This is a genomic window from Bacillus sp. FSL M7-0307, from assembly GCF_038627835.1.
Taxonomy (GTDB): Bacteria; Bacillota; Bacilli; order Bacillales; family Bacillaceae; genus Bacillus; species Bacillus altitudinis.
Genome location: NZ_CP152023.1, coordinates 902,960 through 919,480, shown reverse-complemented (window position 1 = coordinate 919,480; position 16,521 = coordinate 902,960). Strand labels below are relative to the sequence as shown.

Below are 16,521 nucleotides of genomic sequence, written 5' to 3'. Positions count from 1 at the left end.
ATAATGTTTTTTGCATGAAAGGAGGAAAACTTCCTCACATTAAAACAGACTGTATAAACAGAAGGAGGATTCTTTATGCAAAACGATCAGCAGACAAACGTTCAAGGACATGCCCAGCAGCCCCAATTCAATCATGGCGGGCATGAGTTATTTGATTTACATGAGGTATTGGCAGGGACCATTAATATTTTGGATCAATACATGATCTTCCGGCAATTTATCCAAGATCCCGCATTATCCGACATTTTAGATCGACAATATCAATTTGTATTGTCCCAGTACAACGTCACGGTAGATTGCTTTTCTACTGGTCAAAAGCCTAGTGAAGAAACATCTACTTATATGATGAAAGAACAGACGCAGGTGACATACGGAATAAAACCATCTCAGCCTAAAAAGCCAAATCAGTCATTACAAGATGTAAAAGATGCGGGAATTACAGGACATATGCTTGGTCTCGTGAAATCTCATGCTGGATTACTCTCAATGACTGCATTAGAGGTCACAAACCCTGTGGTGCGACGTGTGCTTGCAGCGCAAATTCCGAACTTTATTGAAATGGCATATGAAATTTTCTTATATCAAAACAAACATAGCTATTATCAAGTTCCACAGCTTACAGCTCAAGATATGCAGGCGATGACGTCTACATTTGCCCCTATGCAAGGACAAGTGCAGATGCCGCCAAGCAAAGCCAATCAGCAAAAACCGCTTCATTAAATAAAAACAACGGCCGACATATTTACAGGTCAGCCGTTTTTTCTTTGATAATTCAGTTTAAATTGCTCTTCAAAATCTGTGAGACGTTGTCCTGTCGCTTGTTCAAACCCTCTATCAAAACGACTAGTTTTCGCCGTTTCCTCCATGATCTCATGTATGACATCTCGTCCATAAAGCTGCACAAGCTCATAGATCATATAGTAGCTTTGTAAATAAACATCTGTCTCATACGTCGTGCGAGATTCTTGCCAGTCTTGATCAGAATAAAGAGATTTAAAAGGAATGACGTCAAACCGTTCAGACGTAGCGTTCAGCACATCATAGGCCGTCCATTCTGCTGTCCCTTCATGGAACCAAAGGGGAAAGACGACTGGAGATACCTTATATGCATGCACCTTTTCATAGAAAACGAAATGGGCATACTCATGAATGAATAACGTGTTGAAAAAGTATAAAGGCAGTGTCTCTTTCTTCAACAATTCTTCCCGTTTATCTGGGTATAATCCAATCATATGATCAACATCAGAATAAAAACCTGTAATATGCTTGATGCCAGCAAATTGCTCAATCGTCTCTTTATCATCAAAATAAATGATATCTAACGGTTTATCAGCTTCATACTGAAACACTGACATCGTTCTCTTCTTTGCCTGCTCAAGCGCTTCTATGGTCAGATCGACAAAGGCGCCCTCATCCTCTGCATAGTAGATTCGAATATGTTCATAGACTTGCTTATTGAGTCCTTCCGTTAAGACCGTTTTAGGCGAAGAATGCTCCTCTAGATATTGCCCTGCCAGCTGGAACGCTACATAAATCAAGTACGCAGTGAACGCATAAAAAATCAAACCTGCTGCAATCATTCCGCTTACAAGTTTTTTATGAATTAATGACGGTTTTGCTTTCATTTACTCCCCACCTGAATTCATCCTGCAACCTCTTTCTCTTTCTATGAAAAAACAAAGATCAACAAGAGGTGATATATTTTTTACTTTATGCAGTCAGGTGCGCAAGGTGCGGTTCCAAACAAAAAAGCCGCATATGACATACGGCTTTTGTCGTAGCTATTTTGATTCAGGGAAGACACGTCGAACCGTTTCAGTAAACTCGTCGAAGAATCCTGAAATTGGCTCTCCACTTCTAATACGTTTTCCGTACCCTGCCATACGATCGACAAAGTCTGGATTAGCAGATACATACACATTATCAATTTGTTGATCCGTCGATTTGACTTTGTCTGAAATTTTCTTTTTCAAATCGTCTGTTACATCTCCGCTTTTATTGCCTTCAAGCACGACAGCAACAAATGCATTTTTCCCTGTGACAAGTACGTTCGCTGTTTTCACTTCAGACATGTTGGCAACAAGCTCTGATGCCTTATCTGCCACTTTCACCTTCTGAGGTGTTTGCACATTTGGTTGATCCTGTCTCATGTTGTCGTTCTTATATGTGACATTTTCATACTGTCGTTTCATTGTTCCTCTTCGTTCATCGCCTTGGTTGTTCATTCCACACCCAGCAGTGATCAATGTTGGAACGAGTAATAAAGATAGCATCCATTTCTTATTCATCAATTGATTCCCTCCTTTTGCTCATAGGTTTTTCATCCAGCAGACTTTTTATGCACACATCCTCTATTTCAGCAATGAATTCATAAATCAGCCTTGATTGGTCATCCTAAACATGATGAAGAAGTATCATCACGATCAAATGGAGGGATTCGTTTGTTTAAAAAGAGAAAAGGTATGAGTACTGGTGCAATGATCGCAGCATCAACAGCCATCATTGCATTATTTTCACCACTATTACGGAGAAGACTAAGCAGCATGACTCAAATGAATTTGTCCTCAATGATGAAAGGCAAAGATCAACACCATCATGAGCCATCTCGCCATGAGTCCCATTCGCATTCACGTAAAGACTCAAAAGGCACGGCTGAAGTAGGTCAAATGATCAAGCAGGCATTCACCGCTGTCCAGCCAAATGAAACAAATCAGCATCAAACATCATCAAAAACATACCAAACTCATCAGCCGCCGAGAGAGTCTTACGCCCAGTCTCTTCACATTGATGAAAGTGTCATGAATGTAATGGATGATGAATCCATTCAGCAAGTTCTCAATGACATCGAGCACAAATAACTAAAACAGGAGCCTTTTTTCAGAAAGGCTCCTGTTTATTCTCCTGAAAAATGCTCTTTCACCATGATGCAGAAGGAAGGCAAGAAGGTGATTTCGATCGTGATAACAAACCGTTCCACACCATCTAATAGTATCAACAGCTCTTTTTCATGCTGCCGATCCTTTTTTATTTCTACATGTCGCACAGTTTTAAAGGCATATACTCCTAAAACGGATGCGTCCTTTTTTCGAACAGCCTTCAAAGAAAATTCTTGTACTCCAAGAGACATCGTCACCACAAATCGCTCTTCCTCATTCTCAAACCGAAACGTTAGATCTTGATATTCAATGGGCATATCTCGTTCAAATCCTTCATCAGGCCACGTCTCAAAAAAAGAAAGCCAGTCCGTTCGATCTGGAAATTGTTTTCTCCTCATTTTAAACCCCTCATAAGTGAAATTTTTATTAATTATCTTGTTTCCCCTTTTCTTTTGCAACAAATTTTAGTAATTTTAAAAAGGTGATTTTATTTTGCTAAGAGACCTCTTTATTAATTTAACAATTCTTGTCACTTTCCATTATTTATTGATGCTTGTGTTTAAAGAGAATTTTTTAAAAAAGGAAGACACCCTGCTCAGACAAATTTTTAAAGGAATGATTTCTGGGTTACTCGGTGTCCTCTTAATGTTTTTCTCTATTAAAGCAGGACCAGCCATCATCGATTTAAGACATATCCCCCTTATTTTAACGGCATTTTATGGAGGCATTGCACAAACGTTCATTGCAGCCTGTGTGATCATTATTGGCCGATTATTAATCGAAGCCAATGTCGCTTCTTTCATTAATATTTTTTCCATGATATTTATCGCCACAGCTTCTTTTTTAATTGCTGAGCGTCATATCAATCACGTCGTAAAAATGCTGTTATCTATTACCATGAGTAACGTCATTGCGACGATTTTATTTATCATCATCGTCAATGAAAGATCGTTTGAACTGCATACTGCCTATTGGATTTTCTCGTATATTGCCGGTTTATTTAACTTTTATGTCATTGAGCATCAAACAAAAGCGTATCAGATGTTAAATTTGTATAAATTCCAAGCTCATTATGACTTTTTAACTGGTGTTTTAAATAAACGGAAATTCGATGAAATATTAAGTGATGCTTTTTCTCTGAACTTAAAGCAACCTATCCATCAAATGTCCTTGATTTACCTAGACATCGATTATTTCAAAACCATCAATGATCAGTATGGACATCATGAGGGAGATATCGTTTTAAAAGAAATCGGAACAAGGCTGATTAAGAACACAAGAAGCTCTGATTATATTGGGCGGATCGGCGGTGAAGAATTTGCTGTGCTTTTACCGAATTGTTCCGTTGAAAAAACATGGCAAATTGCGGAACGTTTACGAAAAAAAATGGCGGATCACCCAATTTATTTACAAAACGGAACATCGATTCACATTACGGTGTCAATTGGCTGTGCTTATGATGCAGGAACAAGTGAAAACATGAAACAATTACCGATTATTGCAGACCAGGAGCTCTATAAAGCGAAGCAGTCAGGCAGAAACCAAGTGAGCTTTTCTGGACGTAAAAGAGAACACTTAACATAGGCTTTTTCCTCAATTTGTTAGCGCTAATTATTTTTAAAAAAGTTTTCGTATAACAGTTGTTTTTTCCCGCAAACACTGGTAAAGTAAAGGTAATTATTTTTGTTCGTATCATCTTTAAGAAGAAAGTTTTGAAAGAGTTTTCGTCTTTGAAGTTTGTGTAAGAGCAAGAATAGTGAATTTAAGCGTTAAGATCGCTTTAGGAGGAAATTTCATGTTAGAAGGTAAAGTAAAATGGTTCAACTCTGAAAAAGGTTTCGGATTCATCGAAGTAGAAGGTCAAGACGATGTATTCGTTCACTTCTCTGCTATCCAAGGCGAAGGCTTCAAAACTTTAGAAGAAGGTCAATCAGTTTCTTTCGAAATCGTTGAAGGTAACCGTGGACCACAAGCTGCTAACGTTAACAAAGCGTAATTTAAGAGCATCTGCTCTTTTAGCACTTTATAGAGTGAAGGAAAACCGCTCGGCTTATGCCGGCGGTTTTTTTGTGTAATAAAAAAAGAGAACCTGACAAGAGGTTCTCTTTTTATTTGTCCTTCTGCTTTAGTTTCTGTAAAGCAGAACGATACATATCATCATTCATTTTCGTCTCTGGTTCTTCTTCTTTGACAGGTGGTTCTGGCTGTTTAAACTTTTGAAGCACCTGTCTATAGAAATCATCACCTAACGCAGCATCATCTGTCTGAGAAGGCTCTGACGCTTTTTCTTCCACTTCAGGCTCTACAGGTCTCGCCGCAACTTCTGGCTCGCTATGCGGCACGTCAGGATGATTCGATACATCTTCTTTGATCTCTTCCTTCTCGGCCGAAGCGTGTCTGACATTGAACGCTACTAATCCGATAATGACTAGAACAGCAGCTACTAACGCTACAATAATCGTCGCCAAAAGAACCCTCTCCTTATCGCTTAAATGACGCAGTGACTGATGCTACACGTCTTCCTAATGCTTTCCCTAGCTCAATGCCTTCTGAAGAAATCACTTCATCAGAATCAATCGGGCACGTCACACCTGCTCCATAATAAGAGCCGTATAACGCATTTTCTGGAACATTTCCAGGAAGGCCGACCACAAGCATCCCTTGATGGAACATCGGCGTAATCAAATTGTGCATCGTCATTTCTAATCCGCCATGTGTTGTCGCAGTGGTACAGAAAACGGCACCGACTTTATTGATGAGTTTTCCTTCTGCCCATAAATACCCAAGACGGTCAATCCATGTCTTTAATCCAGAACTAATGGTACCAAAGTGACCAGGGCAGCCCCAAATGATTGCATCCATTTGATCAAGCTTGCGGATATCCGCATCTTTCACATGATCAATGAACACTTCAGCTTGCTCTGTTTCACCTGCGCCAGCTGCAATCGCTTCTGCAAGTGCTTTTGTATGGTCACCTTCACTATCGTATACGACATAAATTTTCATGTACGGTCCCTCCACACTTATCTTGCATCTTGGTTTGCTTCCTTAGGTGCTGGAAGCAATGTCATTTCTTGTTTCTTATCCTGCTTTTCTTTTCGCTTTTTATCCTTACGTACATCTCGCAGGAATAAGCTAAGAATCACACCAGCTGCACAGAATAATGTCACCCACATGTAAGCATCATTGATGCCCATCACATTTGAATCAACTTGTGCTTTCGTAAAGAGCTGGGTAGACACATATTTTTGAGCAGCTTCTGCTGTCATGCCCATATGGTGCATCACATTAGAGACAGCCGCCTGGAATGAATTCATAAAGAACGGGTCAGCTGTATTCGTTTGATCTGCCATATTGGAATAATGGAATGTCGTGCGATTTGTATAAATCGTCGTGATCAAACTCGTACCGATCGAACCACTGATTTGTCTCAGTGTGTTTGACATCGCTGTACCATGACTGTTTAAATGCTGCGGTAATTGGTTCATCCCAGCAGTCATGACTGGCATCATCAAGAGTGACATACCAAAGGCACGTACTGCATACATGAGCACAATGTGACTATAAGATGTATCAATCGTTAGCCTTGTAAACTCGTATGTGGTGACAACCGTAATCAGCATCCCCACAATGGCAAGTGGACGAGGTCCAAATTTATCAAACAAGATCCCTGAAATTGGAGACATAATCAGCATCGCAAGTGCCCCTGGAAGCATTAATAACCCCGATTGCAGTGCAGTAAACCCAACGAGGTTCTGCAAATAGATCGGAAGTAAGAACATCCCAGTGTATAAGGCAACGGTAATAATAATGTTAATAACACTTGATAATGAGAAAATGCTGTATTTAAACACGCGGAAATCAAGCATCGGATTATCCGCTTTTAGCTGTTGGAAAATAAAGAGAATGATCGCAATCGCACCAACAATAATCGTAGATAGAACAATTGGATCTGTCCAGCCATCGCTTCCCGCTTCGCTCACTCCGTATAGAAGCGAAGCAAAACCAACGATCGACAGAATCGCACCAAGGCTGTCCAGCTTGATTTTTTTAGGCTCTACAATATTTTTAAACATAAAGAAAGCCGCGATAATGACAATCGCACCGATTGGTACAAGTCCATAAAACATAATACGCCATGAATAGTGTTCAATAATATAACCAGATAACGTTGGTCCGACAGCTGGCGCAAACATCATCGCAAGACCAAAAATCCCCATTCCTTTCCCTCTGTTTTCTGGAGGGAAAATAAAAAGGATTGTTGTCATGACGAGCGGCTGTAAGATACCGCCACCGACTGCCTGAATCAAACGACCAATCAGCATCGTAGAAAAGTTTGGCGCAATACCGCAAATAAAGGTCCCTAGTGTAAATGAAATCATCGCCACGAGGAATAAGCTGCGCTGGCCAAAACGCGTGATTAAAAACGCAGATAACGGAATGAGCACACCGTTGACAAGCATGTAACCTGTTGTAAGCCACTGAATTGTCGTCGCACTCACATTAAATTCAGTCATTAAATGGGGCATGGCTACGTTCAAAAGCGTTTGGTTTAAAATCGCTACGAACAAACCGGCCATTAAAATGATCAGTAAAGACAAGGAGCCTGCTCCCTGTTTTGTCGCTGCAGGTTGATTTGCCATCTCAGACAACCTCCTTTCATTTTTTGATATCAGTCATCATTAAGATGAAATTTTGACAGAAGCATTCATACCTGGAAGTACTTTGTCAGATGGATTTTTAATTGAAATTTTCACTGCTACTTTTTGTGTCACTTTCGTGTAGTTACCACTTGAGTTTGTTGCTGGCAGCATATTGAATGTTGAGTTTGTTGCATAACCAATTTGTTCAACTGTTCCTTCAAATGTTGTATCAGGATCGCCGTCTACAACGATGTCCACTTTGTCGCCTTTTTCAATGTTCTTAATGTCTGTTTCTTTAATATTCGCTGTAATGTAAAGCTTGCTTAGGTCAATCGTTTCACCAAGAACTGTCCCAGGCTGCACTTGTTGGTTGTTTTGTACTTCTTTTTTGACTAATGTGCCATCAGCCACTGCTTTAATGTTTGTTTTTGCTTCTCCTTCAACTTTTGCAACTGTGCTGTCTTTTTGCACTTCGTCACCTTCATTGATGTCCCAGCCTTTGATTTGTCCAGCTGCTGGCGCTGTAATTTGGTACATGTCACCTGTCACTTTTGCTTCATCTGTTTTTACGAAGTTTGTGCTTTCGTAGTAGTAATAAGCACCTCCGGCAATAATGGCAAGAATCACAATAAGGCCAATAATATTCGTTAGCAATAAACGCCCTCTGTTCATGTTTTGTTTCTCCTTTCATGTATAAAAATATAGTGTCATCTGCTTTAGCAAACTTAGAATGCCCATCATCTGACAGATTATGAAACAAGCTCATAGAGCTGCCTGTTTCCCCTTTTTCTACTCTGCTGAAAATGGTGTGCAGCCCATTTATACTTATTGTTCACTTATGAGCAAAAAGCAGAAAAAGAAGAAAAGACGATCGGCATCTTTTTTTGAAAAACTTATATTTAACAAGATTAAATATTAATAAATGAAAATTGAAATGTCAAAGAGAAAGTTTTACTTTTTTTCTGGTGATCCCTTCCTTCTCCACACAAAAAACCTTTCAGCCCTTATGCTGAAAGGTTTTTTTGAATGTTCTCTTTAAGAAAGAACTTCTTCCTGCTGAAAAAATTTTTTTAATGCGAGAAAAACGTCTGATTTTTGCTTCAAAATATAATGCTTAAATTTCTCATCCTGAATATGTTTATATGCTGACATTAACGTAGAATGCCGATTATATTGATTCACTTCACCATAACAAAATAAATTGGCTTTTTTCATAATTTCAGAAACGAGCTTCACGCACCGTGCATTATCAGAGGTCAAATTGTCACCATCAGAAAAATGGAAAGGATAAATATTATATCGTGACGGAGGATATCGTTCGTCTATGAGCTCTAGTGCCTTTCGATAGACAGAAGAACAAATGGTTCCCCCGCTCTCTCCCCGAGAAAAGAAGTGCTCCTCGTCTACGACCTTCGCCTCTGTATGGTGGGCAATGAATTCGATCTCGACTGTCTCATACTTTGTCCGCAAGAAACGTGTCATCCAAAAGAAAAAGCTTCTCGCCATATATTTTTCCCAAAGCCCCATACTTCCGCTCGTATCCATCATCGCTAGGACAACCGCTTTCGATTCTGGTTTGGTGACTTCATTCCACGTCTTATACTTAATATCCTCTGGATAAATGGGATAAAAGGAAGGGCTTCCTGTCATGGCATTTCGTTTAAATGCTGACAGCATTGTTCGTTTTTTATGGATATTACCGGTTAACCCCGTTTTGCGAATATCATTAAACTCAATTTCCTCGACAACAATATCATCAAGTTCTTTTTGTTTAAGATTTGGTAGCTCCAGCTCACGAAACAGCGCTTCCTCTAAATCCATTAATGAGACTTCTGCTTCGTAATAATCATCACCGGCTTGATCTCCAGCACCTTGCCCTTTTCCCTGCCCTTGCTTACTGTCAGATCCATCCCGAGCGACCACATCGCCAACTTGGCTGTCTCCATCCCCTTGACCTACATGCTTATTCTTATCATAGTTGTACCGAATTTTATATTCATCTAAAGAACGGATCGGAATTTTGACCACATCTTTGCCATTAGACATAATGATGCTTTCCTCTGTGACAAGATCCGGCAAATTGTTTTTAATCGCCTCTTTGACTTTTTTCTGATGACGCTGCTGGTCATCAAAGCCTTTTCGATGGAGGGACCAGTCTTCCTGAGACACAATAAACTGACTTTTTTCTTGCCGGGACATCCATCCCCCTCCTCACCTTTTTGGACAATTCTTGTACCCATCGATTCCATTATCGTATGCTGGTCGTCGTCGAAATGACGACGATTTTTAAAAAAGACATTACCGGTGCTGGTTTGCGCCAATAATGCCTCCTTCATTTATTAACGATTCAGAAGACTGCCTACATATTTTAAGAGTTCATTTGCACTTGTAGAATTATAGCCATGCTCATCAATCAATCGCGCCACTACTTCATTGACCTTTTTCAACTGCTGCTCATCCGGCGTTTTCGTCGATGTCGTAATTTTCACGACATCTTTCAAATCGGCAAAGAGCTTCTTCTGAATGGCTTCTCGTAATCTCTCGTGAGAATTATAATCAAAGCGTTTGCCCTTTCTCGCATAAGCTGAAATCCGAATAAGGATTTCTTCTCTGAATGCCTTTTTGGCGTTTTCAGAAATGCCGATCTGTTCCTCAATTGAACGCATGAGCTTTTCGTCAGGATTCATTTCTTCACCTGTTAACGGATCACGCAGTTTGTTTTTATTGCAGTACGCCTCAACATTATCTAAGTAATTATCCATGAGAGTTTTCGCAGACTCCTCATAGGAATACACAAATGCCTTTTGAACTTCCTTCTTCGCCATATCGTCATACTCTTTTCGTGCGACAGAAATAAAATTCAAATAACGTTCCCGATCTTCACTTGAGATCGATGGATGCTGATCGAGTCCTTCTTTTAAGGAACGGAGGACATCCAGTGCATTGATGGATTCCATGTTCTTTCGAATAATGGTGGATGAAATGCGGTTAATGACATATCTCGGGTCAATTCCGCTCATTCCTTCGTCATGAAATTCCTTTTTCATCTCATCAATATCAACAGATTGGAAACCTTCGACACTTTCCCCATCATACAGTCGCATTTTTTTCACCAAATCGATATCAGACCGCTTCGGCTCTTTCAGCCTTGTCAAAATAGAGAACATCGCAGCTACCTTTAGCGTGTGCGGTGCAATATGAACATCTGAGACATCACTTTCTGAAATCATCTTATGATAAATACGTTCTTCCTCTGTCACCTTTAAATTATAAGGGATCGGCATCACAATAATTCTTGAGTGTAAAGCCTCGTTCTTTTTATTCGAAATAAATGACCGGTACTCCGTTTCATTCGTATGTGCAACAATCAATTCATCCGCACTAATCAACGCAAAACGCCCCGCCTTAAAATTTCCCTCCTGCGTTAATGAAAGAAGATGCCATAGAAATTTCTCATCACACTTCAACATCTCCTGAAATTCCATCATTCCACGGTTCGCTTTATTGAGCTCTCCATCAAACCGGTACGCACGCGGATCTGACTCTGAACCAAATTCAGCAATCGTTGAAAAATCAATACTTCCTGTTAAGTCGGCAATGTCCTGAGATTTCGGATCAGACGGGCTGAAGGTACCAATGCCGGTCCGTTTGTCCTCTGAGAAAAAAATTCGTTCCACTCTCACATCCTCAATGCGGCCGCCATATTCCTCTTCGAGCCTCATCAAGTTCAAAGGTGATAAATTCCCCTGCACACGTATGCCGTATTCTCTATAGAAATCCTCCCGCAGATTTTGCGGAATAAGATGAAGCGGATCTTCATGCATTGGGCAGCCTTTAATCGCATAGACTGCGCCATGATCTGTTAGTGAATACTCTTCCAGCCCTCTTTTCAGCCTTGTGACAAGCGTCGATTTCCCGCCGCTGACTGGCCCCATTAACAATAAAATACGCTTTCTGACATCTAAACGTTTAGCCGCAGGGTGAAAATACTCTTCCACTAGCCTTTCCAATGATTCCTCTAATCCAAAAAGCTCCTGATCAAAAAATTTGTAGGTTCTGACCCCATTCTCCTCTTCAATCCCGCTGTCCTTAATCATATGATAAACGCGAGAATGAGCAGATTGAGCGACAAGTGGATTTTCTTTAATAATATCTAGATATTCGCTGAATGTACCTTCCCATTTCAGTCGCTGCTCTTCTTCTCTGTGCTGTTCAATTTTCTTTAAAATATCCATATGAACCTCCTCTTTCAAGATTGAAGCTAGAAATCAGATACTGTTTTACAATCTATGCGGAGGCGTCCTATTACATGCTTTCGTTCTTCAAAATGACGAATTGGCAAACTGAATTGACAACCATCCGCAAGACCCTTCATAATAAAGGAAAAACAGGAGAAAAATGATCTTCATCTCCTGCTTTTCAAGGCGAACTTCGCAACATATGAAACCGGCAGCAAAGGAACAAAGGGATAAGGGGGAGCTTATATGAGAACGGTCATTATGATGGGCGTCATCATTACGTTTTTAGTATCCATTTTCACAGCTGGCTACGAAGGCAAGCCTGGCAAATGAAAAAAAGGATGTTCCATCAGCGGAACATCCTTTTTCATTTCGTTCATATTTTCAGCACTTACATATTCACTGAAAGCGAGATGGGATCTCGGCTTTTATCATGTTCTTATATCAAATCTCGGTATTGTTGCTGGCGAAGCGCCTCATACACAAGAATCGCTGCCGTATTCGATAGATTCAGTGAACGAACATGCTCTGTCATTGGTAAACGTAGACAGCGATCCATATTCCGTTCAATCAAATCTTTTGGCAATCCACTTGTCTCTCTGCCAAATACGAAGAAGTAGTCTTCATCTAGTTGCGAGTAATCGAACGTTGTATGCGGCTTTTGCCCAAACTTAGTGATATAGAAAAATTGCCCCTTCGGATGAGCCTCAAACAATTCATCTAATGAATCATGATAGACGACATTGGCATATTTCCAATAATCGAGTCCTGCACGCTTCAGCATTTTATCATCTGTAGAAAAACCAAGCGGACGAATCAGATGAAGTGTTGTATTTGTTGCTGCACATGTTCGCGCAATATTTCCAGTATTAGCTGGAATTTCTGGTTGATATAAAACGACATGAAGTCCCAAAAAAGTTCACCTCTAATTTTCTTTTCCGCTCAACATTATACCATTAACTACCCTTTGGAGCATCGTCCAAAATGTGAAAAAACGTATAACGAATACTAGGTGTATAAGCCGTTGAATCTTCATACGACCAGTAACGCATACGGCTGTCATACGTTTGTGCATTCACTAGAGGCATTCCGCCTTTATCATGATCAACGACAATGGTTGTATGATTATACCTACCGTCACCCTCAAAATCGTAGCAAATAACATCACCTATTTGAAGCTCTTGCGGCTCCTTGAGCTTCTTCGCTCTCAACCCCGCTTTGGAATTCGCTAAATAATTTTTCATCGAATGTGCCACCGTCCAGCTGTAGCTCCATGTATGTGGACGAACCCACCAGCCAGATCCACGGTTCGGATATCCTCTCGTTGGCGCATTCCCTGCTTTTAGACATTGTGAAATAAAATTCGTACAGTTATCTTCGAAATTTTTATAGGCTGGATTCCGTTTATTCCAATACGTCTCAGCATATTGAACAGCTGCACGCCGGTCATAGTGAAAAGCTCTTCCAAATTGGTCTTCATTTTGGAAGCGCTCATCCACCTGATCTTCCTTTTGTCGTTCTTCTAACATCATCCGATCTTTCACAAGCATGTCGTTATAAAGAAACGCTTCTCTTTTCTCAACCTGTTCCTCTAAATAAAAAGAATCGTCTATATCCTTACAGACATAAGTGAGGTGAGCGAGATATTGGACTTGCTGAGCTCCATCATCTTGAATAGCTGAATCGAGAAGTTTTGCTTTTGCTTTCGCCTTGACAATCTCAACTTGTCTTCTTGCAAACAGCTCTTTCTTTCGCTCCACAGCTTCCACATCAGACATCAGCTGCGGCTGTTTGATCGTACTGCCATTTAATAAATATGCCAGTCTGTCTTCTAACGTTTGTTCTAATAATTGTTTCACACAGACACCACCAAACTTTTTTTAACATCTCTGTTTGGTTCATTCTATGTTCAATGGGAGGTTATTTAGTATTTAAAGGTGTTTGTAACAATTCAATCCCTTTGATGATCTCTTGTTTTGCTTCTTCATCACTTTCCCGTTCAAGGGCTTTTTCGAGTTCTGAAAGCTGCTGACCATCGCCAATTTTACCGATTGCCCAAGCAGCCGTGCCTCGAATGACCGGTCTTGGATCTTTATGCATCAGGTCAACCAAATCTGGCAAAGCAGATGTATCTTTAAAGTGAGCAAGTGCCAAAATGGCATTCCGCTGAATAGGCTTTTTCCCTCGCCATGATCCAGAAACATGACCATACTTCTCTTTAAACTCACGATTGCTGATTGTCAGCAGTGGCTTTAAGAGTGGCTTTGCAATTTCAGGGTCCGGCTCCATTTCAGGATGTAGATGAAAGTCTTTCCCTTTATTAATTGGGCAGACCGTTTGGCACGTATCACATCCATACAACCGATTCCCTATTTTCGAGCGAAATTCGTCAGGTAAAAACCCTTTTGTCTGTGTTAAAAACGAAATACACCTTTGAGAATTGAGCTGGCCTGGATTCACAAGAGCACCCGTTGGGCATGAATCCACACATTTATTACAAGTTCCGCACTGGTCTTCTATTTTCTCATCCGGTTCAAATGGAACATTTGTAATCATCTCAGCCAAATAGACATAAGATCCGAACTCTGGTGTGATAATCATACAGTTCTTTGCACTAAAGCCAATGCCAGCACGTTCGGCTACAGCACGGTCAGACAATTCACCTGTGTCCACCATTGATTTTGTCCGTATATCTTCGTGTTTACTGCGCAAAAATTCTTCAAGCATGTCGAGCTTTTTTTTCAGCACAACATGATAATCAGTTCCCCATGAAGCCCTGCAAAAAATCCCTCTTCTTGCATCCTTTGTACTTCGGGGAGCATCTTTCATTTTGGAAGGGTATGCGAGCGCAATGGCGACAATTGATTTTGCTTTTGGAAGCAGCAAAGCAGGATTTGTTCGTTTTTCGATATCAGGCTCTTCAAAACCGGACAAATACCCTAACGATTCATGTAAGATGAGGCGGTCCTTTAATGAATCAAATGTATCAGCACTTGCAAATCGAATTTTATCGACACCAATTTCGTTCGCATATTGAATTAACTCTTCTTTTAATTGTCCAACATGAATCACCTTGCAAACCTCCTTTCTTTGTTTCTTCAGTTGTTTTCAGTATAATACGAGTGTATCATGACCGATTGGAGTGAGTCACTGTGAAGATACAAATGGAAATCTCCCAACCTCAAAGCCCGTCTATCCATGTTGGACAGATTGAATATTCACATATTGAGATAGGGAAATCCCCTCAAATGTTAAAAGGCCGACTGCGCCTGTTTCAAGAATCTTTGTTTTTTGAATATGAAGATCAAACTTTGGAAGAAGTACCAGCGATTAAAGAATGGACGAATCTTCTAGAAGGTATCCCCTTTCTTCCGCTTCTTGCTGATATTCAAAAAGAACAATTTATTGACTCGACCAATTCCGTACAGGATTTGTCGATATTTTTTTCACTAAAATATTTCTTGCCTATCCTTACATTAGATGCCGATCAATTGAAAGGGCCTCTTTCATTATCCAAAAATGAAACTGGTCATATTGAATGGCAGGATGGCGCAGAGCTTAAAGGGTTATTTTCTCAAGCAAGTAAAGCTCAAATTTCTCAAGACACAAAAAGCATTCTTCAAATCATTCTCTTCCCACCATCTATTTCCCGGGAAAAGAGTGAAGCGCTTATACAATCCTTGACGAAGATGTTTATACAAATACATGGTGGAGAAAGTAAATATGAACTCATTGAAAAAGCACTGTAGGTCACAGTGCTTTTTACATTATACTGACATAATAAAAAACGCAACACTTCGTTTATCTATGAAACGAAATACTGCGTTATAAACAAAATTATGTATTGGAGCGGGTGATGAGAATCGAACTCACGACATCAGCTTGGAAGGCTGAGGTTTTACCACTAAACTACACCCGCATCAATCTTTTAGAGACAACGTCATTGCGTTGACTTTTATTATGTTACAACTTTCTTAACAATTCGTCAAGAGAATATGAAGATTTTTCGTCAAAAAATTTCATATTCTCCATATATATTACGATAGTTATTTGTCTAGCTGCAAATACACCAAATAAGCCTGCTTTACATCTTTTAATTCCTCTTTCAGATTCTTTTCAGAACCTGTTAAACCAGAAAACTCATGGTTCATTCCAGTTGTGATGGTAGTAGAAATTAATTTTTTCTCTCCAGGAGACATGTGAAAAAGATCTGAAGCTGATATCGTTGTGTTTCCTCCCACGTCCTGTTTGAAATCCATGCTAGTCGAGAGTTTCGTTAGTTCGCTTTGCTCTTTATCTTTCCATAAGCTATACGTTACTTTTAACAGATCATCTTTTTCATCTTCTAGCTGATAGATAAAATTCACACTGTTATCGACGCCATTTTGATGAAGGTCAATGGTGATTTTTTTTGTATCTTCTTTTAATAATTGTCCATCTTTGTAATGCATACCGATCAAGGATACACTTTTATTACTGCCTTTTAGTCCTTTCACTGTCATCGCTTCAAACGGCTTATCTGATAATGCTTCCAAAAGACTTTTTTCATTTTTTGTTAGTTTCATAGGTTCGACAGTTACTTCATCGTGAGTTGCTGTTTCCTTATTTTTCTCTGTTGCAGGTTTTTCTGAGACCGTTTTCTCTGTCGTTGTTGTTTCTGCAGCCTTCTCGCCGCATCCTGCTAATAGAAAAACAGTAAATAAAAGAATGCTCCATTTCTTAATCATTGATATCCCCTTTTATACATTTATTTTTTATTATACT

General features: G+C 39.9%; 18 protein-coding genes and 1 tRNA gene. 5 read left to right on the top strand and 14 right to left on the bottom strand.

Features of this window, described 5'->3' with window-relative positions:
• The first annotated feature begins 75 nt into the window (after positions 1–75).
• On the top strand, positions 76–720 hold the full coding sequence (locus MHI41_RS04650; RefSeq protein ID WP_008349050.1) for a spore coat protein: 645 nt from the start codon (positions 76–78) through the stop codon (positions 718–720).
• A 29-nt stretch (positions 721–749) separates the two neighbouring features.
• On the opposite strand, the gene MHI41_RS04645 is transcribed toward MHI41_RS04650, so the two are convergent.
• Together MHI41_RS04645 and MHI41_RS04640 are read right to left on the bottom strand one after the other, a co-directional pair.
• A complete protein-coding gene (locus MHI41_RS04645; RefSeq protein ID WP_058213957.1) occupies positions 750–1,625 on the bottom strand; it encodes a hypothetical protein in 876 nt (291 codons plus the stop codon).
• Positions 1,626–1,781: 156 nt separating this feature from the next.
• On the bottom strand, positions 1,782–2,288 hold the full coding sequence (locus MHI41_RS04640; protein WP_008349054.1) for a YhcN/YlaJ family sporulation lipoprotein: 507 nt from the start codon (positions 2,286–2,288) through the stop codon (positions 1,782–1,784).
• Between the two features lie 153 nt (positions 2,289–2,441).
• On the opposite strand from MHI41_RS04640, the gene MHI41_RS04635 reads away from it, so the two are divergent.
• Positions 2,442–2,858, top strand: a complete 417-nt coding sequence (locus MHI41_RS04635) for a hypothetical protein (protein ID WP_019743740.1) — start codon at positions 2,442–2,444, stop codon at positions 2,856–2,858.
• A gap of 35 nt (positions 2,859–2,893) precedes the next feature.
• Here MHI41_RS04635 and MHI41_RS04630 read toward each other — a convergent pair whose 3' ends face one another.
• Positions 2,894–3,274, bottom strand: coding sequence for a hypothetical protein (locus tag MHI41_RS04630; protein ID WP_008349057.1), 381 nt, complete (start codon positions 3,272–3,274; stop codon positions 2,894–2,896).
• Positions 3,275–3,368: 94 nt separating this feature from the next.
• Here MHI41_RS04630 and MHI41_RS04625 point away from each other — a divergent pair, with 94 nt between their 5' ends.
• Both MHI41_RS04625 and cspB read left to right on the top strand, forming a co-directional pair.
• Complete coding sequence (locus tag MHI41_RS04625) at positions 3,369–4,460, top strand: diguanylate cyclase (RefSeq protein WP_008349059.1); 1,092 nt, start codon at positions 3,369–3,371, stop codon at positions 4,458–4,460.
• A gap of 211 nt (positions 4,461–4,671) precedes the next feature.
• Positions 4,672–4,872 carry a cold shock-like protein CspB gene (gene cspB, locus MHI41_RS04620; RefSeq protein WP_008349061.1) on the top strand — a complete coding sequence of 67 codons (201 nt, stop codon included), beginning with the start codon at positions 4,672–4,674 and terminating at the stop codon, positions 4,870–4,872.
• A 112-nt stretch (positions 4,873–4,984) separates the two neighbouring features.
• Here the strand turns inward: cspB and MHI41_RS04615 are convergent, their stop codons facing one another.
• From MHI41_RS04615 to queG, 9 genes are all read right to left on the bottom strand, one after another.
• Positions 4,985–5,344 carry a hypothetical protein gene (locus MHI41_RS04615; protein WP_342494591.1) on the bottom strand — a complete coding sequence of 120 codons (360 nt, stop codon included), beginning with the start codon at positions 5,342–5,344 and terminating at the stop codon, positions 4,985–4,987.
• 13 nt (positions 5,345–5,357) lie between these two features.
• Positions 5,358–5,882: an NAD(P)H-dependent oxidoreductase gene (locus MHI41_RS04610; protein ID WP_008349066.1), complete on the bottom strand. Its 525-nt coding sequence runs from the start codon at positions 5,880–5,882 to the stop codon at positions 5,358–5,360.
• Positions 5,883–5,899: 17 nt separating this feature from the next.
• Positions 5,900–7,519, bottom strand: coding sequence for a DHA2 family efflux MFS transporter permease subunit (locus tag MHI41_RS04605; protein ID WP_017366903.1), 1,620 nt, complete (start codon positions 7,517–7,519; stop codon positions 5,900–5,902).
• Between the two features lie 39 nt (positions 7,520–7,558).
• The gene (locus tag MHI41_RS04600; RefSeq protein WP_007497037.1) at positions 7,559–8,191 is read right to left on the bottom strand and encodes an HlyD family efflux transporter periplasmic adaptor subunit; all 633 of its coding nucleotides are present in this window, start codon (positions 8,189–8,191) and stop codon (positions 7,559–7,561) included.
• Positions 8,192–8,554: 363 nt separating this feature from the next.
• A complete protein-coding gene (yhbH, locus tag MHI41_RS04595; protein WP_007497035.1) occupies positions 8,555–9,718 on the bottom strand; it encodes a sporulation protein YhbH in 1,164 nt (387 codons plus the stop codon).
• Between the two features lie 140 nt (positions 9,719–9,858).
• The gene (locus MHI41_RS04590; protein WP_017360374.1) at positions 9,859–11,754 is read right to left on the bottom strand and encodes a PrkA family serine protein kinase; all 1,896 of its coding nucleotides are present in this window, start codon (positions 11,752–11,754) and stop codon (positions 9,859–9,861) included.
• A gap of 442 nt (positions 11,755–12,196) precedes the next feature.
• Positions 12,197–12,670: a tRNA (uridine(34)/cytosine(34)/5-carboxymethylaminomethyluridine(34)-2'-O)-methyltransferase TrmL gene (trmL, locus tag MHI41_RS04585; RefSeq protein WP_003211950.1), complete on the bottom strand. Its 474-nt coding sequence runs from the start codon at positions 12,668–12,670 to the stop codon at positions 12,197–12,199.
• 43 nt (positions 12,671–12,713) lie between these two features.
• On the bottom strand, positions 12,714–13,616 hold the full coding sequence (locus MHI41_RS04580) for an amidase domain-containing protein (RefSeq protein WP_171465118.1): 903 nt from the start codon (positions 13,614–13,616) through the stop codon (positions 12,714–12,716).
• Positions 13,617–13,677: 61 nt separating this feature from the next.
• Positions 13,678–14,826 carry a tRNA epoxyqueuosine(34) reductase QueG gene (gene queG, locus MHI41_RS04575; RefSeq protein WP_026050065.1) on the bottom strand — a complete coding sequence of 383 codons (1,149 nt, stop codon included), beginning with the start codon at positions 14,824–14,826 and terminating at the stop codon, positions 13,678–13,680.
• A gap of 83 nt (positions 14,827–14,909) precedes the next feature.
• Here queG and MHI41_RS04570 point away from each other — a divergent pair, with 83 nt between their 5' ends.
• Entirely contained in the window at positions 14,910–15,506 is a 597-nt protein-coding gene (locus MHI41_RS04570; RefSeq protein ID WP_008349086.1) for a hypothetical protein, read from the top strand.
• Between the two features lie 96 nt (positions 15,507–15,602).
• On the opposite strand, the gene MHI41_RS04565 is transcribed toward MHI41_RS04570, so the two are convergent.
• Positions 15,603–15,676: transfer RNA gene (locus MHI41_RS04565), tRNA-Gly, on the bottom strand.
• A 127-nt stretch (positions 15,677–15,803) separates the two neighbouring features.
• Positions 15,804–16,484, bottom strand: a complete 681-nt coding sequence (locus MHI41_RS04560) for a hypothetical protein (RefSeq protein ID WP_008349087.1) — start codon at positions 16,482–16,484, stop codon at positions 15,804–15,806.
• Between the last annotated feature and the right edge of the window lie 37 nt (positions 16,485–16,521).